We start from the raw sequence: 20,123 nt of genomic DNA, 5'->3' as shown, positions 1-20,123 counted from the left end.
CGGGAGATTAGCTCAGCTGGTTCAGAGCATCTGCCTTACAAGCAGAGGGTCACTGGTTCGAACCCAGTATCTCCCACCAAAAAAAGCCACTTCGCAGCAATGCAGAGTGGCTTTTTTGTTTTTGGCGCGGCTACGCAGCTGCCCGGCAGCGGAGGCGCTGCCACACGATGATGGGGTACAGAAGCAGCGCCGGCTCGGCAAAATAGCGCCACCGGAAACCCACGAAAAACACGATACTCAACAGCCACACGGCCACGAGCGGCGTGAGCAACAGCACGTCGACACGGCGCAGGCGAAGCCCCCGGTAGCGGGCCAGCACGAGCAGCACCGTGCCCAGGAAAGCCAGGTGCACGAGGCCGGTTACGATGTTGTAGGAAGTGCGGGGCGCGTCGGCAATGAAGTTTTCGGGCGCGAAAAACAGCAGGGTTTTGCGCAGCCACAAGCGGGCTTCGGCTGCAGGGTTTTCCCAAATCCAGCGCAACGCCAGCGCGGCCCGAGCTTGGCTTTCCTGGTACTGGCTCAGCGAGTCGAGCCGCGGAATGTGGGCCCGCACATATTGGTCGAAAGGGCTAGTGCGCTCATCCCAGTCGAACATGAAGCGGCCTTGCGTAACGGAATTGTGCCCCTGCAGCAGCTCAAAGCCTGCTTGGTTGCTCAGCGTCCAGGCTTGGAACAGGCGGTAGTTTTTCAGGAAAATCGGAGCGTGGGCGCCTACCAGCAAGGCCAGCGTGAGCAGCGCGACTTGCCAAGCGTTGCGCTGAGCCGGCCGGGATTGGCGCAGCAACAGCGTCAACCAGACCAAAAACAGCAGCCCGTAAACAGCCAGCAGGTACCCCCGCAGCAGGCAGGAAACCGTAACGGACGCGGCTACCAGCACGGTATCGGGCCAGCTTAGAGCACGGCCGCCGAGCTGCCGCAGCAGCTTGTAGACCACCAGAATCAGCAGCGGCAGAGCCAGGTTTTCGTACCACATATAGGCTCCGATGTAGTACACCACCGACGGATAAACGGCCCACAGCAATGCCCCGCTCCAGGCCCCGGGCGGTGCCACCCCGAAATACGCCAGGGTGCGGGCAATGTAGATGATTCCGAGCAGGTAAGCCCCTATACTCATAGCAAACACCAGCAGCGTGAAGTAGTGCTTGGGCAGCCCGGCCTTCTGCCAGCCGATGTAAACGAATACCGGAAAGCTGGCGTGAAAGGAGTCGGGGCGCAGCACCTGCCGCACCGGGTCGAGGCTCACGTAGCCGCGGCCGGCCAGGTAGTTATCGGCAATGCGGCCGTTGCGCCGCTCATCGTAGTTCCACTCCAGGCCGGGGTTCAGGCTGAGCTGCAGCACCAGTTTGAGCAGGGCCAGCCCCAGCAGCACCGGCCAGACAAAACGGGGAACAGAACGCAGCACGAAAGCAAGGATTAGAGCCCGGAAAAGATACGCGGCAACGCCAAAGATTGTGCTTTAAACCGGAGTCTGGAACAATGCGGCGCAAAAGTAGCCCGGCCGGCCCCCGGGATACCCGGCGCGGGTGCTACCTTTCGGGTAGCATCTGCCTTTCCGCTTTCACTTATCTGTTTCGTGCTCCGGCCCTCTCCTTTTCTGCCCGATTCGCTGCGGCGGCCCCTGGTAGGCGGCTTTTTTCTGCTGCTGGCCGGGCTGGGGCTGCTGCTCTACCGCGACTATGGCCTGTCGTGGGATGAGCAGCTCGACCGGCTCAACGGTATTATCAGCGTGAAATATGTGGCCCTGCAGATGGCGCCCGAGCTAGCGCGCCGGCAGGAAAGTTTTGCCTTGATTCCGGAGATGAGCGCCAATGAGGATGTAGACCACGGCGTCATTTTTCAGATGCCGCTGGCGCTGCTGGAAAAGCTAGTGGGCGCCGACGACCCGCGCGACGTGTATTTCATGCGCCATTTGGCCACATTTTTCACGGTGCTGGTGGGCGTGTACGGGTTTTACCGGCTGGCGGCTAGGCGCTTCGGCAGCTGGCGGCTGGGGCTGCTGGGCGCGGCGCTGCTTGTGTTGTCGCCGCGGCTGTTTGCCGAGGCCTTTTACAACTACAAGGACCTCGTGTTTCTCGCCTTCTTTACTGGGGCCATCTACACGCTTACCCGGCTACTGCGGCGGCCATCCTGGCGCTGGGCGCTGGCGCACGCCCTGGCCACCGGTGCCGCCATCGACGTACGAACTATGGGCGTGCTGCTGCTGGGCTTCACAATTGGGTTTGCCGGCCTCGAAATAGGGCACCGCCCGGCCGTGCGCAAGCCGCTGCTGTGGGCCCTGGCACTGTACCTGCCCATAGTGGCGGTAGTAGTGGTAGCCGGCTGGCCCTACCTATGGGAAAACCCTGTAGAGCATTTTCTGGCCGCTTTTCAGAGCTTCAGCCGCTACCGTGCCGATATGACGACGCAGTACTGGGGCCAAGCTATTTCGGTGCGCAGCCTGCCCTGGCACTATGCCCCGGTGTGGCTGGTCATTACCACGCCAGTAGCCTACTCGGTGCTGTTTCTGGTGGGCTGCGGCACGCTGTTGGGTGCGCTCATCAAACGTCCCACGCGCTGGTTGTGCACCCGCACCGGCCGGCTGGATTTGCTGATTACGGCCTGGTTTTTTGCCCCTCTGGTGGCCATCATCGGCCTGCACTCGGTTATTTACGACGGCTGGCGGCACCTGTATTTCATTTACCCGGCCTTTCTGCTGCTTACCCTGCGCGGTGCGGCCGGTGCCTGGGCTGTGTGGCGTTCGGCCGCTTTGCCCCGCTTTCGGCGCGGCCTGGGTGCGGGCTTGCTGGTGCTGTTGGCCGGTGGCATGCTGCACTCGGCCTACCGTATTGCCCGCGACCATCCGTACCAGAACGTGTACTTCAGCTTCTTGCCCGGCCCGGTGGCCGAGCGGCTGTTTGAGCGTGACTATTGGGGCTTATCGGGCCGGCGGGGGCTGGAGTGGATTCTGGCCCACGACAGCAGTGCCCACGTTTCGGTGGGTACCGATGCCCGCGCGGCTTTAGTGCTTCACAACAACCACTTACTTTTGCCCCCGGCGCAACGCGCCCGGCTTGTGCTGACCTCGGCCAGCCGAGCCCGTTATTTTCTCACAACTTACCGCTGGCATCCGGGTTCTTACCCCGCCGCGTATGGCCCGGAGGTATACAGCATCCGGGTGAATGAAATGAAGATTCTGTCGGTTTTTCGCCGGCCCTGAGCTTTATTCTTGGTTTTCCGTACGTGCATTGCCGGAACGGCCACTTTGCGCGCTTCGGCTGCTTACTCTAGCTTTTTCGTTGCTAATGCCTCTACTCGAAGTTACCGACGCCTCCCGGGTGCGGCAATTCCTGGATTTGCCCACTCGCCTTTACCAGAATCAGCCCAACTGGATTTCGCCCCTCGACCAGGATATTGAGGGCGTATTTAACCCGCAGAAAAACCCCAACTTTCAGCACGGGGAAGCCATCCGCTGGGTTCTGACCGATGACGCCGGCACCGTAATCGGGCGGATAGCGGCCTTCGTTAACAACGACACGGCCCGCACCGACCCCACGCTGCCTACCGGCGGGCTGGGTTTTTTTGAGTGCATCGACGACCAGAAGGCGGCTAATACGCTCTTCGATGCCGGCCAAGCGTGGCTGGCCGCCCGGGGTATGGAGGCCATGGACGGCCCCATCAACTTCGGGGAGCGGGACCGGTTCTGGGGCCTGCTGATTGCGGGCTTCACCGAGCCCAACTACGGCATGTTCTACCACCTGCCCTATTACCAGCAACTATTTGAAAACTATGGCTTCCAGATATATTTCAAGCAGTATACCTGCCAGCGCGCAGTAGCTACGCCCTTGCACGAGGCCTTTGGGCGGGCCGCCGACACTTACTTCGCGCAGCCCGAGTTCAGCTTCCGGCACGCCGATAAAAGCAATACTGAACAGCTGGCCCGCGACTTCCGGCACGTGTATAACCTAGCCTGGGCCAAGAACAGTGGCACCCGGGATATGTCGCTCGACAAAGCCCGCAACTTAGTGCGGGAAATGAAGCCCGTGGCTGATGAGCGGCTGCTGTGGTTTGCTTACCACCACGACGAGCCCGTTGCCTTTTTCATCGGCCTACCCGAGCTCAACCAGATTTTCAAGCACATCGGCCGCAAGTTCAACTTCTGGAACAAGCTGCTTTTTCTCTGGTACAAGCGCCAATACGACCAGGCGGCCGAAAAAAAGATGTTCGGCGTTATCTTCGGCGTGGTGCCGGCCTGGCAGGGCAAGAAGCTGGAATCGGCGCTGATGGTCCGCTCCCAGCAGGAAATCATGCGGGCCGGCTACACCGAGTGCGAGATGAACTGGATTGGCGACTTCAACCCGCGCATGCTGGCCGTAATGCGCTCCATCGGGGCCAAAATCTACAAAACCCACGTCACCTACCGCAAATACTTCGACGAAACCCGCCCCTTCGAGCGCTGCCCGGTGATTAAGTAAAAACGTGTCATTGCGAGGTACGAAGCAATCCGTCCACTGCTGGTGACCAATGACCTTTTAGTAGAAAGCCCTTTCCCGTATCGAACAGGAAAGGGCTTTTTACATTAGAATACTCAGCACATTTCAGAGGACGGATTGCTTTGCGCTGCTCGCAAGGACAGCAGCTCAACCCCGCCGAAACTGCTCATCCAGCCGCAATACCTGCGGAATGAGCAGGTGCTTGTCGTCATTATGCAACACGTAGTCGGCGCGGCTCATTTTCTCTTCCTCGCTCATCTGCTTGCCGATGATGGCCAGAATATCGTCGGCGGTGCGGTGCGGGTCGCGCAGCAGCACGCGGGCCTGGCGCACAGCCTGGGGGGCAAATACGGTGATGATCCGGTCGAGTTGCTGGTAGGAGCCCGACTCGTAGAGCAGCGCGGCTTCCTTCAGGATGTATGACGCACCGGCGGCCTGCTGGGCCTGGGCCCACTGCTCGAAGTCGTAGCCCACGCGTGGGTGCACCAGCCCGTTGAGCTGCGCCAGCCGCTCCGGATTCTGAAAAGCTACCTGGGCCAGGTAGGTACGGTTGAGCTGCCCGGCTGTGTCAAACACTTTGGAGCCGAAAGCCGCCAGTAGCTCGGCGCGCAATACCGCGTCGTGGGCCATTACCCATTTCGCCCGCGAATCGGCATCGTACACCGGCACGCCCAGCACCCGAAACAGCCGGCACACCACGCTCTTCCCCGACCCGATACCACCCGTAATACCAATCCGAAGCATAAAGTGAGATGATGAAATGGTGAGCTTGATTTTCTGATGAAACGACCTGCGCAATTGACGCATATTGAACGACAACCCACCATTTCACTATATCACCATCTCACTTCTGCGAAACCCGGACCGAAGGCGTCAGGACCCGTACGCCCCGGGCCAGCGTGGGGGCCTGCGACAATACGGGCTGCAGGCTGGAATCGGGAGAGTGGAACTGGCCGTAATGGAGCAGCACGTGAAGCTGGGTAGGGTCGAGGCGGGCCGAATCTTCGGGAAAGCACTGCACCTGCACCTGCACCGTAGCCGGGTGTAGCGTAAAGTGCTGGTCCTTGGGAAAGTCGCGCAACTCGGGCACCACTCGCAGCGGCAGCGTAATGAGCGGCCGGGGCTGTAGACGCACTTTCACCTGCTGCACCTGCGTTTGCACCAGTTCGGGCCCGCCAATGGGCACGATGATGGCGCCTTCGCTGCTGCCGGCCGGGGCCTGGGGCAAATGCACCGGATATGGATTAGCCAGGCTATTCACGGTGCGGGCCGGCCCCCGAAACACCACACTTTCGGGCGTGAATACGGCCGCGTAGGGCAGCGCCGAGCCGTCGGCCTTGGGACTCAGCGTGAGCGGCAGGCGGCGGGTCAGCAGGTAGTCAAACTCCATCCAGAGCGTATCGGCCAGCACGTAGTTGAACTGTAGCCCTTCCATAGCCGCCTGCAGCGCCGGCCGCAACGACTGGCCCGTAACAAAGCGTAACGCGGGCAGCCGGAGCAGACGCACCTCGGCCGGCTTCACGTCGAGCAGCAGATTTTTGCGCAGCAGTTTCCAGCCCCGGCCCGTTACGTTCACGGCTATTTCCGTAGGCAAGGGCTTCACCGGAATGTAGCGCTGCTCGTCGTAGCTCCAGGCCAGCGGGTAGGTGATGCGCGTAGTGTAGGTCTTGTTCAGGGCATTGAGCAGCCAGAACGTGGAGGCCGCCAGAAAACAGGCCGTTACCGCCCGCCAGTAGCTGCGCTCCTGCCCGTAGAACGGGCTGGTAAACCAGCGGACCAGGCGAAAAGCACGAGCGAGCGGCACAGCAAGGCGGGTTTAGGAATTGGCAGCCGGAGTAGCTGGTACGGCCGGAGTGGATTTTACCACTTCCCGGGCAATAGCAGTACGGTCAAACTTGAGGCGCACACCTTTGTCGACTTCGATGATAACCGACTCATCATGCACTTCCAGCACTTTGCCGTGCAGGCCGCCGATAGTCACCACGTTGGCTCCCTTTACCAGCGACTCCCGAAACTTTTTGGTTTCGGCGGTGCGGCGTTGCTGCGGCCGGATCATGAAAAAATAGGCAACCACGGCAATCAGGGCCGGAAACAGCAGGGACTTAATACCCTCACTTACGTTGGTTTGGAGAAGCAGAGCTATGAGCATACAGGCAGAATCGTAAAAAAAGAACTGTCATCCGGCGCCCGGCGCAAGACCTTATTACGCCGCACCGAAATTATTTCGGCGTACCTCTAACGCACTAAGGTCCTGCGCCGGGCGCCGGATGACAGATTAGGAAAACGGAACCGGATTATTGCTTAACCGGGCCGTTGGTGCTTTCGGGCAAAATGTTGGCCTTGATGGCAATCTGGGTGATGCTGGGCTGGGTGTTGGCGCGCACGGCAACCTCCTTGTTCTGCAAACCAGATTTGCCCTGGCTGTTGAACTGCACCTCAATCGTGCCTTTGGCGCCGGGTGCAATTGGGTCTTTGGTCCAGTTGGGGGTCGTGCAGCCGCACGATGCCGTAGCATTCTCAATCAGCAGCGGCGACTTGCCGGTGTTGGTAAATTCGAAGGTGTGCTTCACCACGTCGCCGGGCTTGATGTCGCCGAAGTTGTGCTCCGACTCGGCGAAGGTCATCACCGGGGCATTAGGGTTGGGCGCTTCGGTTTCACTGGCCACGTTGGGATTGTCCACGGTGGGGTTAGCCACGTCGCTGGCGGCGGTAGCGGCGGCGTTCATGCCCTCAGCACCTACCTCAGCGGGCTTGTCGTTGTTGCAGGCGCCAAACATCAGCGCGCCGGAAAGCAGAAAAGCAGAAAACAGAGTACGTTTCATAGAAGAAAGAATGCGGCCATTTGGAGCCGTCGGAAAAGTAAAGTTAAGATGTAACACGAGAAAACCAGAACGTCATGCTGAGCTTGTCAAAGCATCCCGCGTGCAATACTAATCAGCTACTACTGCAAGTAAACACGCGAGATGCCTCGGCTTCGCTCGGCATGACGTTCTTATCTATCAGGCAGCTACTTACGCCAGCTTGGCAATAATCGACTGGGCAAATTTGCTGGTGCTGGCTTTACCGCCCAGGTCGCCGGTGCACTGCTCCTTGTGCTTCAGCGTCTCGTCGAGGGCCTTTTCGATCCGGTCGGCCAGCTGGTGCTCGCCCAGGTAGTGCAGCATCATCAGGCCTGAACGCAGCAGCGCAGTAGGGTTGGCTTTGCCCTGGCCGGCAATATCGGGAGCTGAGCCGTGTACGGCTTCGAAGATGGCCATATCGTCGCCGATGTTGGCGCCCGAAACTACCCCCAAGCCGCCCACCAGACCGGCGCACAGGTCGGAGAGAATGTCGCCGAAGAGGTTTGTGGTCACGACTACATCGAACTGCTCGGGCTTGTTGACGAGCTGCATGCACATGTTGTCGATGATTTTATCCTCGAACACGATTTGCGGAAACTCGGTGGCGGCTTCCTTGCAGGCGTCGAGCATGAGCTTGCCGGCCATCTTGAGGATGTTGGCTTTGTGGGCCAGGGTCACCTTTTTGCGGCCGTGCTTGGCGGCGTAGGCAAAGGCGGCGCGGCAGATTTTGCGCGAGCCGGCTACCGTGATGCGGTTAAACGAGTCGGCAATGCCCAGGCGCTCATCGTACACTTCCAGGCCCGAGTACAGGCCTTCGGTGTTTTCGCGGAACAGCACCAGGTTTACGCCGGTGTAGCGCGAGTCGATGCCCTCGGTAGTTTTGGCCGGGCGCACGTTCTGGTAGAGGTCGTACTTCTGGCGCAGCGTGATGTTGATGCTACGGAAACCCTTGCCCACGGGCGTCGTGATGGGGCCTTTCAGGGCCACGCGGTTTTTCTCCAGCGAGTCGAGCAACGACTGCGGAATCAGCTCACCCGACTGGTCGAAGGTGGTCTGGCCGGCATTCTGCTCTTCCCACTGAATGGGGGCACCAGCGGCCGTGAAAATATCCTGAACTGCCTTCGTGATTTCGGGCCCGATGCCGTCGCCGGGGATGAGGGTGATGGTGTGCATTCTGCTACTATCTATTTAGGAGAGGTACTGAGGTTACTATCTGAACGTGAACCGCCTGCCGACTTACGGGCGCTTCACGTAGGCTGCATGCAGCTCTTGCGGGGCAAAGGTAACACCCGCAGGAAGGGCAATAATAAAAATGTGCTGCTGTGCTGAAGATGAAAAACGTCTTCAGTACAGCAGCACATCTATTACATCGGCGGGCTGAGTTAAACGGCTTTGCGCGAGTTGATTTGGTTGATCAGCTGGTCGACGTCGCCGAGCAGCTGTTCGGCTTTGCTCTTGGCGTCCTGAATCACGCGCTGGCCTTCCGACTTGGCGCTGGACGTAGGCCCCACTTCGCCGCGACTGGTGACGAGGCTTTCGGTGAGGTCGGCCAGTACTTCGCGGTACTTTTCGAGCTGGTAGCTAAGCCAGCTACGGGTTTCGCGCCCCTTTTCCGGGGCAAACAAAAGTCCAACAGCGGCCCCGGTGAGGGCACCGCCTGCGAAGCACAGAATACCGGTAGTGGTTTTGCTACCCATAGCTAGAAAGGAGTGGCGAGGTGGGAGAATGGATGGAAATAGAAGCTAAACAACGCACGGCAAGCGCCGCAGGTTGCCGCAAGGTACTTACTGGTTGTCCAGCAAACCCCGGCCCGACTTGCGGATGGCGCCGCTGGCCGTCAGATCCTGGGCCAATTTATCGAGAATACCGTTCACAAACTGTTTGCTCTTGGGCGTGCTGTACATTTTGCTGATTTCGATGTACTCGTTGATTGTCACTTTCACCGGAATACCGCGGAAGAGGTGCATTTCGCACAGCGCCATTTTCAGCAGAATCTTGTCGGTGAGGGCTACGCGCTCCACATCCCAGTTCTGCACCGATTCGGCAATAAGCTTTTCGTACTGTTCGTCTTCGGCCAGCGTCTGCTTGTAGAGGGTTTCGGCAAACTCCTTGTCATCCACCCAGTTGGCCGACAACGACATCAGTTCTAGGGTTTCGTCGGCGGCCTCGTCCATCATCTTCAGCGTCTTGATGACCAGGTTTTTCACCACCGAGCGGTTTTCCTCCCAGTTCTGGTCGTCCTCGTCGAGGTAGGCTGGCAGCGCCGTGCCCTTAAAGACGAAAGTCTTGTAAAGATATTTCAGCAGTTCCTGGTCATCGGCGTAGCTGCCGGCGGGGGCGGCCAGGTAGCTTTGGAACTCGGCGTCAGGCTTGATTTCGTTGCGCCAGGCGGTGCGCAGCGCTTCCATGTCGTCTTCCCCGCTCCACTGCGCATTGCGCCGGATGGTGAGGTCGAGCAGTTGCTTGTTGCCGATAAGCTTCTCAATGGCCTTGTTTTCCTCAAAGCGCGTCGTGTCGAGCGGCGTTTCCTTGGAGGGCGTGAAGCGGCGGGCTTCACGCTGCTTTTCTTCCTCAATCACGCGCAGCAGGGCTTCCGGCAGGTTCAGCAGGTGCAGGTACTGGGTGTGGATGCTCTCGGCCCCGTGCACCATCTGGCCGGCGTAGAATGTGCCGTCCTTGGTTTTCTGCTTGGTGTAGTAGCCGATGGCATCGGTCACGGCGTCGTTCACCTCCTTGTCGTCGATTTTCTCGACTTCCGCACTCGAGCCGCCCTTGTGCCACTCCCGGAAAATAGCTTCCGCCATCTTCTGCTGCCCTTTCAGCAGCTTACGGTCCTGGGCTTCAGGCGCGTTCAGGTCGGGGGCAAACGTATCCGCAATGCGGTCATTGGCCAGCATAAAATCGGACCCGATGGCTTGGTGGTAAGCGTACAGGGCCTGCATAACCTTAATGCGGAGCGTGCGGCGATTGAGCATCTTCTTGGAAAGTTGATTGTTAATTGCTGATAGTTGATTGATTGTTGGTTGCCCCGGAGCGCTTAACTCTCTTAAACAATCAACTATCAGCAATCAACAACCAAGAATTAATAGGTTGATTTGACTTTACCGAGCGACGCAATGCGCTCCTCGGCCTGCCGGATGGCAGCTTTCTGGGGGTGACTTCCCTCCTGCTCAGCTTTGTTAAGCACTTGCGTGGTGAAGTCGAAGATTTTTTCGGTTTGGGTAAGTGCGGCCTGGCGGCTGGAGCCTACCACTTCGGAATATACATTAATCAAACCACCGGCGTTAATCAAAAAGTCGGGGGCGTACACGATGCCGCGCTCCACGAGCTCAGGGCCGTGAATATCCTCGCTCTGGAGCTGGTTGTTGGCGCAGCCGGCAATAACGCGGCACTTCAGGCGGCCGATGGTGTCGTCGTTGATGGTGGCTCCCAGCGCGCAGGGCGAGTAGATGTCCACATCCTGGTCGTAGATTTCGTCGAGGCCCACGGCTACGGCGCCAAAGCGAGCAGCGGCTTCCAGGGCGCGGTCTTCGTAGTAATCGGTCAGGATGATTTTAGCATCTTCCTTCTGCAGGTACTCCATCAGGTAGGTGCCCACGTGGCCCACGCCTTGCACGGCAACCCGCTTGCCGGTGAGGCTTTCCGAGCCGAATGCCTTTTTAGCGGCGGCTTTCATCCCCATGTAGGTACCGTAAGCCGTTACCGGCGACGGGTCGCCGCTTCCGCCCATGCTTTCGGGCAGGCCAGCTACATGCTTGGTTTCCATCCGGATGTACTCCATGTCCTTGGTGGTCATGTTCACATCTTCGGCCGTGATGTACTTGCCGTTCAGGTTTTTCACGAAGCGGCCGAATTTGCGCAGCAACGCCTCATTCTTCTGCGTTTTGGCGTCGCCGATGATGACGGCTTTGCCCCCACCCAGGTTCAGGCCCGAAATGGCGGCCTTGTAGGTCATGCCGCGCGAGAGGCGGAGCACGTCGTTCAGCGCTTCCATGTCGGAGGCGTAGTGCCACATGCGGGTGCCGCCCAGGGCCGGACCAAGTACCGTGTTGTGGATGCCGATGATGGCCCGCAAACCGGTTTCGTGGTCGTGGCAGAACACAACCTGCTCGTGCTGATGCTCGGCAATCTGACCGAAGACCGACGTATCGGCCAGCGTTTGGATTTCAACCATTTGAGAAAACTGAAAAAAGGGTGGGAAGTTGGGTGGGGTCGGGTGTTGTATCTTTGAACGAACAGGCGCGTAGTCTGTTCAATTCGGGTGCAAAAGTACCCAATTTTTCCTAGCCGGACATCCTACTGCTCAGTATTTGCCCGAATGGTCACGGCCTGGTAACACGCTCCAACTCCCTTGCATCTGTGCGCGCATTATCTGCTACCAATAAGTACCTGTACCGCTACAAATGGCATTTTCTGGGCGGCGTCCTGTTCGTGGCGCTGTCTACGCTGCTGGCCATTTTCCCGGCCCAAATTGTGCGCTACGCCTTCGATTTAGTCGGTGAAGGCATCGATTTGTACCACCTCTTCGCCGGCACCCGAGCCCAGAGCGGGGTGTATGAATTGTTTGGCCGCAACGTGCTGCTCTACGGCCTGCTCATCGTGCTGATGGCCCTGCTGCGTGGCATCTTCCTGTTTTTCATGCGCCAGACGCTTATCGTGATGAGCCGGCTGGTGGAAAACGACCAGAAAAACGAGATTTTCCAGCACTACCAGTCCTTGCCCCTGAGCTTCTACCGCCGCCACAACACCGGGGATTTGATGTCGCGCATTTCGGAGGACGTGGGCCGGGTGCGGATGTACATCGGGCCGGCCTTGATGTACTTCATGCAGCTGGTTATTCTCTTCCTGCTCATCATTCCGCTGATGCTGATGGTGAACGTGAAGCTGACGCTTTACACGCTCATTCCGCTGCCGATTCTGTCGGTGAGCATCTACTATGTCAACAACCTGATTGAGCGCAAGTCCGACGAAATCCAACGCTCATTGGCAGCCATGACCACCTTCGTGCAGGAATCATTCTCGGGCATTCGGGTGCTGAAATCCTTTGTGCGCGAAGACGACTCGCACCGGCAGTTTACGGCAGCCTCCGACAATTACAAGGAGAAGTCCTTGAGTCTGAACTTCGTCAACTCACTGTTTTTTCCGCTCATTCTGTTCCTGATTGGCATCAGCACCATCGTCACGGTGTGGGTCGGCGGGCAGGAAGTTATCCGCGGCACCATTACCACGGGCAGCATTGCCGAGTTCCTGATTTATGTGAACCTGCTTACCTGGCCCGTTACGGCCTTGGGCTGGACTTCTTCCCTGGTGCAGCGCGCCGAGGCCTCCCAGGCCCGCATCAACGAGTTTATGCACCAGCAAACCGACATCGTTTCGCGCCGAAATATCGAGCAGGAAATTCAGGGTGATATTGTGTTTGACCACGTCTCGTTTACCTACCCCGACACCGGCATTCAGGCCCTGCGCGACGTGTCGTTCCGCATCCGGCCGGGCCAGACGCTGGCCGTTATCGGCAACACCGGCTCGGGTAAAAGCACCGTGGCCGCCCTGCTCTGCCGCTTGTATGACGTGACGGAAGGCCAGATTGCAGTAGACAGCGTGGATGTGCGTGACTTTTCGCTGAACTCCCTGCGGGAGCAGATTGGCTACGTGCCCCAGGACGTGTTTCTGTTTTCGGACAGCATCCGCAACAACATCAACTTCGGCCTCGATGCCCCCACGGAAGAGCGGATGCAGCAAGCCGCTCAGGATGCCAACGTCTACGACAACATCATCCGCTTCCCCGAGGGCTTCGACACCAAGCTTGGCGAGCGGGGCATTACCCTGTCAGGCGGGCAGAAGCAGCGCGTCAGCATTGCCCGGGCATTGGTGAAGGAGCCCAAAATCCTGATTCTCGACGACTCCCTCTCGGCGGTGGATACCAACACCGAAAACGCCATTCTGAACAGCCTGCAGCGCATCATGCACAACCGCACCAGCCTGATTATTTCGCACCGGGTATCGTCGGTGAAGCTGGCCGATGAAATCCTGGTGCTCGACGACGGCGTGATTGTGCAGCACGGTACCCACGAAGCCCTGATAGGAGACGAAAACGGCCTGTACCGCGCCCTCTACGAGCGGCAGCTCCAGAACGAAGAGGCGTAAGCTTGCTGGTCGTTGGTTGTTGACGGGAGCAATCCAGAGGAAACAAACAACTAAATCTCCAGCATTTCCGCCGCCATCTTCCCTGTGCGGGTACCCATGGCTACACCCATTCCGTTGCAGCGCAGCGCCCCAATGACGCCCGGGGCTAAAGGCTGAATGAGCGGGGCCAACTCGGCGCCAAAGGCCATAGTGCCACTCCAACGGTAGTCGATGCGGGGCCGACGGCCGGGTAGAATAACTTCGGCCAGCAGCCTTTCCAGCGCGTTTTGCACCAGTTCCGTCAGGCCCGCTTCCGTGGTAGCTTCGGCCGCAAAATCCAGGTTACGGCCCCCACCGAGCAGTATCCGATTGTCGACCTGCCGGAAATAGTAATAGCCTTTGTCGTAGTGAAAGGTGCCGGGCAGGCTAAGGCCCTCGATGGGCTCGGTTACCAGCACCTGCCCGCGGCCGGGAGCTACATCAAGCGCCGGGAAAAACTGCCGGCTGAAGGCGTTGGTGGCCAGCACTACCTGCCCGGCTCCCAGCTCGCCTAATGGAGTATGAAGCCGCACATTATTCGAAGCCGGCTCCAACTGCGTTACGGGGCAGCCATGCAACACGATGATATCGTCGTGCCAGGCCCGCTTGAGCAGCGCGTGCATCATGCGGCCCGTGTTTAAAGCGCCTTCGGCAGTGTTTTCCAGCATGGTTTCTACCCTAGCCAAGCCGGTGGCCGGCAGCGCGGCAGTGGCATCCCGGTAAATCTGCGGTCGGCCGATAACCGGGCCCAGCAGCTCGTTGAAATAAGCAATGTGCTGCCGACACGTAGCGGCCAGCTCGGCATCGCTGGCCCGGAACAACTCGTAGCCGCCCACTGCTTGGTAATGCAGTGCCTCGTCGCCCACGAGCCCGCGCAACAGCTCCAGCCCTTCCCAACGGGCCTGCACCACTGCCAGCAGAGCAGCAGCTCCGCTTTTCTTTTGCTGCTCCAGTAGCTCCGAGATACTGCCGAAACAGGCGAAACCCGCGTTTTTGGTACTGGCGCCGTTGGGTAGCACATCACGCTCCAGCACGGCTATGCGGGCCCGGGGCTGGCGCTGCCGGGCGTAAATAGCGGTGGTAAGCCCGACGATGCCCGCTCCCACTACTACCACGTCGAAGCCCCGCAGAAAGCTCTGGTGCTCCCAATAGGAAAGATTAAGCGTGCTCATAACTGGCGGGAACATATGGGCAGGAGAAACGGCGTAGTTAAGCAATTTCCTTAAAACAGAAAGCCCCTGCGGCTTAACTCACAGGGGCTTTGTAGTGGCAAAAACGTTCGGTTTACTGGCCTACCATCACGCGGCGCATACCGCTCCGACTGCCGGAAGTGCACTGCACAATATAATATCCGGCCGGCAGCTGACTCACGTCCAGCGTAGTCGCCTCGTCGCCCGCCAACAGGTCGCGGGTGATGACCGGCCGGCCGCTGGCATCGTTTACTTCTACCCTGGTGGGGCCGGTGGCATTGGTTCGCACGATCAGTCGCTTGGTCAGCGGGTTAGTATCGACGCGTACTTTGATGGCATCGGTAGAGGGAGCCACCATTTCCATCTTACTGGTAATCAGCTCCGGCGGAGCGGGTTTGGCTTCGGCAGAGGCAGCCACGGCGCTGGCCGCTACGGGCTTAGCCGCCGCTTTCGTGACTGGTGCTTTCGTGGCGGGCGCTTTGGCAGGCACCTTGGCCGCCGCGGGCTTGGTTTGGGCCTGCGCCGTACCGAGCCCTAGTATCATTCCAATTCCCAAACCGAGGGTTACCACAACCGTTTTCATACCCGCCCCAAACGTAGTTATTGACATTTCAGTATGGCTGTAAAGGTAAAAAAATACTGCTCGTTTATCATCGTTGCCCGAAGCTGCGGGCAGTCTATAGTACTCATACTCAAAGGACAATTCCAAATGAAAAAGGCTGGACTGTTGGTTGCGCGCTGGGCCTGCAAACGGTATGCCTAACTCCTGGTGCTATAGCGGACCTGACACCTGCTGTAAAACGGCCGCCCGGACAAGAAATAAATTCCCTTATAATCAGACAGCTACAAACCTAGGCCACTTTTTTGCAGAAAAAGTACCTGCCGCAGTTGTGCGTCTTTCAATTTCTCTCTTACCTTTGTGACTCGATTCCTCGGGGTGTAGCGTAGCCTGGTATCGCGCCAGCATGGGGTGCTGGAGGTCGTAGGTTCGAATCCTGCCACTCCGACGGAGCAGCTTGCTGCTCAGAAAGCCTCCAGACTTCGGTCTGGGGGCTTTTTTGGGCCGTAATTTTTACGAAAGCCCGGGCTTTACGCGGCCCGGGACTCGGGGTGTAGCGCAGCCCGGTAGCGCGCGTCGTTCGGGACGACGAGGTCGTAGGTTCGAATCCTGCCACCCCGACTTCTACTTCTCACAGCTCAAAAGTCCTCCGCGGTTATCCGTTCAGGACTTTTTTTATGCGCAATACACGATATTGAACTTCCCCCCGTTTATCGAGCCAGCTACCACGCTACGGCCGGCCCATTCTAGACAAGGCCTTGTCGCAATCCAACTGCTTTATTTCTTTCCCTATTTTCCCCTTTCATGAAAAAATTTATTTGGGCTGCCATGCTCCTGAGCGGCAGCACCCTAGCGGCTCATGCCCAAACAATTGCCGCCGGCACCGTTTCGTTGGGTGGCAGCGTGGGCTACTCTTCGAACAAAAACACTTTTAACACGACTTTCAACAACGTCAACTATTCGGGTGAACAGAAGTCGAGTACATTCCACATTACGCCGTCGGTGGGCTACTTTTTCGCCGATAATATTGCGGCCGGTTTGCAGCTAGGGTATTCGGCTTACAGTACCCGCACGACGCAAACACCCAATAATGGCCCGGTGCCGCCCGAGCTGGACCCGACCACGAATTTCAGCGCGGGTGCCTACGTGCAGTATTACAAGATGATAACCGAGCAGTTTGGGGTGGTAGGCACGCTAAACGGCGGCTATCAGAACGAGAAAGACTACGACTACATCAACAATAGCACGCAGATCAGCGAGCGAAAAGGCTCGGGCTTATACACCAGTCTGACCCCAAGCATCGTGTTCTTCCCGATTCCCAAGCTGGGCCTCAGTGCCTCCGTTGGAGGCCTGGGTTACTCACGCATGAGCTACGACTACCCTACCAACTCGGGTACGGTTCCCGCTGGCTACGAAAACAAAACCAGCAGCCTGGGCGCCAGCTTTGGCCTCGACCAGCTGCAGTTTGGTGGCACTTTCTATTTCGGCCGCTAAGCCTGCGAAGCATTTCAGAGAGCTCCTGGCCCGTTGGTCAGGAGCTCTTTTATTGCCACCAAATCCTCGGGCTATTCTCGACCAAACATCCCAAAACCCTCGGCTATCTATTTGCCTCTTCTCTTATATGAAAAAAACTATCGGCGGCGCAGCCTTGCTGGTGCTTCTTGCAACGGCAGCACAAGCCCAAATTGCACCGGGCACCATTCTACTCGGCGGTACAATGCGCTACTCTGCTCAAAGCCGGGAAGGAACCCTGGCAAACACCGACCAGACGGTAAAGCTGGCGCAGACTAACCAGTTTACCATTAGCCCCACAGTGGGCTACTTCCTGAGCGAAAACCTGGCGGTAGGCCTTAATCTAAGCTATTCGCACCTCAAGACAACGGACTATCAATATATTGTAGCTGTTCCTGTTTCGGGCAGCGGGCTGGGCTCGGTAATCAAAAACGGCCGGATCGAGTCGAAAGGCCCCAGCTTTAGTGTGGGTCCTGTGGCACGCTACTACGCATTCGTAGGCGAAAAAGCGGCCTTTTTTGGGCAATTAGGAGCCGGCTTCTGGGGCGACCGTACGGAAAGCAAGCCAGAAGACGTGCTGGTAGGCAGCCCCAGCAGTGCGCGTAGCACTGGCTCAGGATACTACGCCCAACTGGCACCAGGCTTTGTGTTCTTTCCCACACCTAAGTTTGGGCTAGAGGTATCGTTGCAGGGGCTGATGTACCAACGTGGCGAAAGTAAAACCGAAATAACCAGCTCCATCCAACCGAAACCGGTAAGCCAGGAGTCAACGAACAGCAGCTTTGCGGCCGGTCTGGGCCTGAGCAATCTGCAAATAGGCGCCGCTTTCTACCTGGGGCGCTAGCGGAGAGGCTTCGGTCAGCAAAAAGCCTTTCCTCAATGCTGGGGAAAGGCTTTTTGCTTTTGAGGGTAACGCTGCTTTTACTCCACCACTGCCAGTACTTCCGACTCGCCCTGCTCAGGAAACTGCTCCAGATATACGTGACGCAGCTTGAGTTTCTGCTGCTTGGCAGCTTCCGTAACGGCCGGATACAGCTGGCCAGGAGCCACCAGGTAGCTGGCCGTGGTGCGGGCCTGCACCACGCGCTGCCCGGCGGCAAACGTGCGGTAGCGGTAGCCGGCTGGCAACTGCTGCGCCACGGTATCGGCCACCACCAACCCAACGAAGGCCTGGATGGTGTCGCGGGCTTTGGCGGGGTCGTTATAGTAGATGTTGGCCAGCTCGCCGCGCAGGCGGCCCTGGTCTTTGGCTTCTTTTACGCTGCGAAACAACGGGCCGAACTGCTCATCGTTGGCCGTGCCCCGGAAGGCCTGGCCAGCCAGGAAAATCGGGGCTTTGGTGGTGGTAATGGTAACGGTGGGCTGCTTGAAGCCGCCGACGTAGGCGTAGATAAGCGCGCCGGCAATGGTGAAGAAGATGATAAGCAGAAAAAGCCAGCGGGTCATATGGGTTGAGAACTTAGAGTTTAGTGCTCAGAACGTAGAAAAAGCAGATAGCCTGACGGCTCAGCTCTCCCCCTTGAGCTCCGGGTTGAGGGCGTCTTTGTACTGCATTTGGTAGAGCTGCTGGTAGAAGCCACCGTGGCGCAGCAGCTCCTCGTGCGTCCCGGATTCCTTGATTTCGCCCCGGTCCAGGACGATGATGCGGTCGGCTTTCTGGATGGTGCTCAGGCGGTGGGCAATAACGAGCGAGGTGCGACCCTGCATCAGCTTCTCAATGGCCTGCTGAATGAGCTCCTCGGTTTCGGAGTCGACGGAGGATGTAGCCTCGTCCAGAATAATGATACGGGGCTGGTAGACCATGGCCCGCACGAAGGAAATAAGCTGGCGCTGGCCCACCGACAGCGTGGCGCCCCGCTCCATAACGGGGTATTGGAGGCCGCCGGGCAGCCGCTCGATAAAGCGCCGGGCCCCTACCAGGTCGGCGGCGGCCCAGATTTGCTCCTCGGTAATGTCCTGGTTGCCCAGGGTGATGTTGTCCTGAATGGTACCGGCGAAGAGGAACACGTCCTGCAACACCACCCCGATGTGGCGGCGCAGCTCCTTGAGGTCGTACTCGCGCAGGTCGTGGCCATCCACGGAAATTGTGCCTTTGTTGATTTCGTAGAAGCGGTTGAGCAGGTTGATGATGCTGGTTTTGCCAGCTCCGGTGGCGCCCACGAAAGCAATAGTCTGCCCGGCCTTCACCTCGAAGCTCACGTCGCGCAGCACGTATTCCTCGTCGTTGTAGGCAAACCAGACCTTGTCGAACTGCACGTCGCCGCGCAGGCTGGCCGGGGTGTAGGTGCCATTGTCGGCAATAAGCTCCTTGCTGTCGAGCAGCTTGAGTAGCCGCTCGGTGCTGACCAGGCCCAATTGCAGGGTATTAAACCGGTCGGCAATCTGGCGGATGGGCCGGAAAAACAGCGCGTTGTACATGATAAAGGCAATGAGGGCACCTTTCGAAATCGTGCCCTCAATCTGGCCCTGGGCGGCGTACCATACCAGCAGGCCCACGCCCACGGCCGCCAGCACTTCGGCCACCGGGAAGTAGATGCTGTAGTAGAGTACCGAGCGAATGTTAGCCCGCGTATGCTCCTGGTTGATGGCCTTGAACTTGCGGTATTCGCGTTCCTCGTTGTTGAAAATCTGCACCACGTTCATGCCCGTCAGGTGCTCCTGCACGAAGGAGTTCAGGTTGGCTACGGCGGTGCGCACTTCCTGGAAGGAGGTTTTCACCTTCTCCTTGAACACGTAGGTGCTGTAGAGCAGCGGCGGAATCACCGACAAGCTCACCAGCGTCAGCCGCCAGTCGATGTAAAACATGAAGGCCATGATGAAGAGCAGCTGCAGAATGTCGCCAATCATGGCCGCCAACCCTTCACTGAACACATCGGACAGGGTTTCGACGTCGGAAATGTTGCGGGTGACGAGCACGCCAATGGGCGTCCGGTCAAAGAACTTCAGCCGCAGGTCCAGAATGTGCTTGTATAAGTCTACCCGGATGTCGCGCACGATGTACTGGCCGAGCCAGCCACCGAAGTAGGTTTGCAGGTAGCTGACCAAGGCGTGGGCTACAAGCAGAATCAGGAGCAGGCCAAACATCTTGTTGAGCCCCAGCATGTCGCCCTGCTCGATGCTGACGTCGACCATACGCTGAATCAGGAACGGGCGCAGGGTGCCCAGCGCGGCCGTAGCTATGGTCAGGAAGATCAAAAAGTAGAATATCCGCCGGTAGGGCCGCACGTACGACATAAGGCGGCGCAGCACCTGCCAGTCGAAGATGTTGCCGGTTTTGGTAGCGGTAGTAGCTTGTTCCATAGGTGGGAATGCAGAGTATAGAACCCGGAGCTCATGGGGTAAAGCCCAGACAAGGCAAATGGCCGGTTGGGAATGACTCAAACAGCTGAAA

At 58.4% G+C, this 20,123-nt stretch carries 18 protein-coding genes and 3 tRNA genes; 8 read left to right on the top strand and 13 right to left on the bottom strand.

Annotated features, from left to right (window positions below; all coding sequences use genetic code 11):
* The first annotated feature begins 1 nt into the window (after position 1).
* Positions 2-79: transfer RNA gene (locus LGH74_RS20910), tRNA-Val, on the top strand.
* 51 nt (positions 80-130) lie between these two features.
* On the opposite strand, the gene LGH74_RS20905 is transcribed toward LGH74_RS20910, so the two are convergent.
* Positions 131-1,402, bottom strand: coding sequence for a hypothetical protein (locus LGH74_RS20905; protein WP_226179387.1), 1,272 nt, complete (start codon positions 1,400-1,402; stop codon positions 131-133).
* 171 nt (positions 1,403-1,573) lie between these two features.
* On the opposite strand from LGH74_RS20905, the gene LGH74_RS20900 reads away from it, so the two are divergent.
* Positions 1,574-3,196: an ArnT family glycosyltransferase gene (locus LGH74_RS20900; RefSeq protein ID WP_226179384.1), complete on the top strand. Its 1,623-nt coding sequence runs from the start codon at positions 1,574-1,576 to the stop codon at positions 3,194-3,196.
* Positions 3,197-3,281: 85 nt separating this feature from the next.
* The gene (locus tag LGH74_RS20895; RefSeq protein ID WP_226179381.1) at positions 3,282-4,451 is read left to right on the top strand and encodes a GNAT family N-acetyltransferase; all 1,170 of its coding nucleotides are present in this window, start codon (positions 3,282-3,284) and stop codon (positions 4,449-4,451) included.
* 165 nt (positions 4,452-4,616) lie between these two features.
* Here the strand turns inward: LGH74_RS20895 and coaE are convergent, their stop codons facing one another.
* From coaE to LGH74_RS20855, 8 genes are all read right to left on the bottom strand, one after another.
* Positions 4,617-5,213 carry a dephospho-CoA kinase gene (coaE, locus tag LGH74_RS20890; RefSeq protein WP_226179378.1) on the bottom strand — a complete coding sequence of 199 codons (597 nt, stop codon included), beginning with the start codon at positions 5,211-5,213 and terminating at the stop codon, positions 4,617-4,619.
* Positions 5,214-5,313: 100 nt separating this feature from the next.
* On the bottom strand, positions 5,314-6,273 hold the full coding sequence (locus tag LGH74_RS20885; protein ID WP_226179375.1) for a hypothetical protein: 960 nt from the start codon (positions 6,271-6,273) through the stop codon (positions 5,314-5,316).
* 12 nt (positions 6,274-6,285) lie between these two features.
* Complete coding sequence (gene yajC, locus LGH74_RS20880) at positions 6,286-6,618, bottom strand: preprotein translocase subunit YajC (RefSeq protein WP_226179372.1); 333 nt, start codon at positions 6,616-6,618, stop codon at positions 6,286-6,288.
* 145 nt (positions 6,619-6,763) lie between these two features.
* On the bottom strand, positions 6,764-7,291 hold the full coding sequence (locus tag LGH74_RS20875) for a DUF1573 domain-containing protein (protein ID WP_226179369.1): 528 nt from the start codon (positions 7,289-7,291) through the stop codon (positions 6,764-6,766).
* Positions 7,292-7,480: 189 nt separating this feature from the next.
* Positions 7,481-8,482 (bottom strand): isocitrate/isopropylmalate dehydrogenase family protein, encoded by a 1,002-nt coding sequence (locus LGH74_RS20870; RefSeq protein WP_226179366.1) that lies wholly within the window; start codon positions 8,480-8,482, stop codon positions 7,481-7,483.
* Positions 8,483-8,691: 209 nt separating this feature from the next.
* Positions 8,692-9,006 carry a YtxH domain-containing protein gene (locus tag LGH74_RS20865; RefSeq protein ID WP_100338358.1) on the bottom strand — a complete coding sequence of 105 codons (315 nt, stop codon included), beginning with the start codon at positions 9,004-9,006 and terminating at the stop codon, positions 8,692-8,694.
* Between the two features lie 87 nt (positions 9,007-9,093).
* Positions 9,094-10,284, bottom strand: a complete 1,191-nt coding sequence (gene nusB, locus LGH74_RS20860) for a transcription antitermination factor NusB (protein WP_226179363.1) — start codon at positions 10,282-10,284, stop codon at positions 9,094-9,096.
* A gap of 107 nt (positions 10,285-10,391) precedes the next feature.
* Complete coding sequence (locus tag LGH74_RS20855; protein WP_226179361.1) at positions 10,392-11,483, bottom strand: Glu/Leu/Phe/Val dehydrogenase dimerization domain-containing protein; 1,092 nt, start codon at positions 11,481-11,483, stop codon at positions 10,392-10,394.
* A gap of 185 nt (positions 11,484-11,668) precedes the next feature.
* Here LGH74_RS20855 and LGH74_RS20850 point away from each other — a divergent pair, with 185 nt between their 5' ends.
* Entirely contained in the window at positions 11,669-13,453 is a 1,785-nt protein-coding gene (locus tag LGH74_RS20850) for an ABC transporter ATP-binding protein (RefSeq protein WP_226179358.1), read from the top strand.
* Positions 13,454-13,503: 50 nt separating this feature from the next.
* On the opposite strand, the gene LGH74_RS20845 is transcribed toward LGH74_RS20850, so the two are convergent.
* Both LGH74_RS20845 and LGH74_RS20840 read right to left on the bottom strand, forming a co-directional pair.
* Complete coding sequence (locus tag LGH74_RS20845; protein ID WP_226179355.1) at positions 13,504-14,643, bottom strand: NAD(P)/FAD-dependent oxidoreductase; 1,140 nt, start codon at positions 14,641-14,643, stop codon at positions 13,504-13,506.
* 112 nt (positions 14,644-14,755) lie between these two features.
* Complete coding sequence (locus LGH74_RS20840; RefSeq protein WP_226179352.1) at positions 14,756-15,205, bottom strand: T9SS type A sorting domain-containing protein; 450 nt, start codon at positions 15,203-15,205, stop codon at positions 14,756-14,758.
* Positions 15,206-15,594: 389 nt separating this feature from the next.
* Between LGH74_RS20840 and LGH74_RS20835 the strand changes: the two genes are divergently transcribed.
* The 4 genes from LGH74_RS20835 to LGH74_RS20820 all read left to right on the top strand — a co-directional run bounded on the left by LGH74_RS20835 (position 15,595) and on the right by LGH74_RS20820 (position 17,576).
* Positions 15,595-15,668 (top strand) — tRNA-Pro (locus tag LGH74_RS20835).
* A gap of 99 nt (positions 15,669-15,767) precedes the next feature.
* Positions 15,768-15,841, top strand: a tRNA-Pro gene (locus LGH74_RS20830).
* Between the two features lie 183 nt (positions 15,842-16,024).
* Positions 16,025-16,714: a hypothetical protein gene (locus LGH74_RS20825; protein ID WP_226179349.1), complete on the top strand. Its 690-nt coding sequence runs from the start codon at positions 16,025-16,027 to the stop codon at positions 16,712-16,714.
* A gap of 127 nt (positions 16,715-16,841) precedes the next feature.
* Positions 16,842-17,576 carry an outer membrane beta-barrel protein gene (locus LGH74_RS20820; protein WP_226179346.1) on the top strand — a complete coding sequence of 245 codons (735 nt, stop codon included), beginning with the start codon at positions 16,842-16,844 and terminating at the stop codon, positions 17,574-17,576.
* A 77-nt stretch (positions 17,577-17,653) separates the two neighbouring features.
* Here LGH74_RS20820 and LGH74_RS20815 read toward each other — a convergent pair whose 3' ends face one another.
* Positions 17,654-18,178 carry a hypothetical protein gene (locus tag LGH74_RS20815; protein WP_226179343.1) on the bottom strand — a complete coding sequence of 175 codons (525 nt, stop codon included), beginning with the start codon at positions 18,176-18,178 and terminating at the stop codon, positions 17,654-17,656.
* Between the two features lie 60 nt (positions 18,179-18,238).
* Complete coding sequence (locus LGH74_RS20810; RefSeq protein WP_226179340.1) at positions 18,239-20,032, bottom strand: ABC transporter ATP-binding protein; 1,794 nt, start codon at positions 20,030-20,032, stop codon at positions 18,239-18,241.
* Between the last annotated feature and the right edge of the window lie 91 nt (positions 20,033-20,123).

It is taken from the genome of Hymenobacter lucidus, assembly GCF_020447265.1.
Taxonomy (GTDB): domain Bacteria; phylum Bacteroidota; class Bacteroidia; order Cytophagales; family Hymenobacteraceae; genus Hymenobacter; species Hymenobacter lucidus.
Note: the sequence above shows the minus strand (reverse complement) of the source record. Positions and strands in the feature narration are given on the sequence as shown.

What these genes read in the sequence shown, in the direction of transcription:
- LGH74_RS20895 (WP_226179381.1), top strand. Translation starts at nt 3,282, where the DNA reads ATGCCTCTACTCGAAGTTACCGACGCCTCCCGGGTGCGGCAATTCCTG.
- coaE (WP_226179378.1), bottom strand. Translation starts at nt 5,213, where the DNA reads ATGCTTCGGATTGGTATTACGGGTGGTATCGGGTCGGGGAAGAGCGTG.
- yajC (WP_226179372.1), bottom strand. Translation starts at nt 6,618, where the DNA reads ATGCTCATAGCTCTGCTTCTCCAAACCAACGTAAGTGAGGGTATTAAG.
- LGH74_RS20875 (WP_226179369.1), bottom strand. Translation starts at nt 7,291, where the DNA reads ATGAAACGTACTCTGTTTTCTGCTTTTCTGCTTTCCGGCGCGCTGATG.
- LGH74_RS20870 (WP_226179366.1), bottom strand. Translation starts at nt 8,482, where the DNA reads ATGCACACCATCACCCTCATCCCCGGCGACGGCATCGGGCCCGAAATC.
- LGH74_RS20865 (WP_100338358.1), bottom strand. Translation starts at nt 9,006, where the DNA reads ATGGGTAGCAAAACCACTACCGGTATTCTGTGCTTCGCAGGCGGTGCC.
- nusB (WP_226179363.1), bottom strand. Translation starts at nt 10,284, where the DNA reads ATGCTCAATCGCCGCACGCTCCGCATTAAGGTTATGCAGGCCCTGTAC.
- LGH74_RS20855 (WP_226179361.1), bottom strand. Translation starts at nt 11,483, where the DNA reads ATGGTTGAAATCCAAACGCTGGCCGATACGTCGGTCTTCGGTCAGATT.
- LGH74_RS20845 (WP_226179355.1), bottom strand. Translation starts at nt 14,643, where the DNA reads ATGAGCACGCTTAATCTTTCCTATTGGGAGCACCAGAGCTTTCTGCGG.
- LGH74_RS20840 (WP_226179352.1), bottom strand. Translation starts at nt 15,205, where the DNA reads ATGATACTAGGGCTCGGTACGGCGCAGGCCCAAACCAAGCCCGCGGCG.
- LGH74_RS20825 (WP_226179349.1), top strand. Translation starts at nt 16,025, where the DNA reads ATGAAAAAATTTATTTGGGCTGCCATGCTCCTGAGCGGCAGCACCCTA.
- LGH74_RS20820 (WP_226179346.1), top strand. Translation starts at nt 16,842, where the DNA reads ATGAAAAAAACTATCGGCGGCGCAGCCTTGCTGGTGCTTCTTGCAACG.
- LGH74_RS20815 (WP_226179343.1), bottom strand. Translation starts at nt 18,178, where the DNA reads ATGACCCGCTGGCTTTTTCTGCTTATCATCTTCTTCACCATTGCCGGC.
- LGH74_RS20810 (WP_226179340.1), bottom strand. Translation starts at nt 20,032, where the DNA reads ATGGAACAAGCTACTACCGCTACCAAAACCGGCAACATCTTCGACTGG.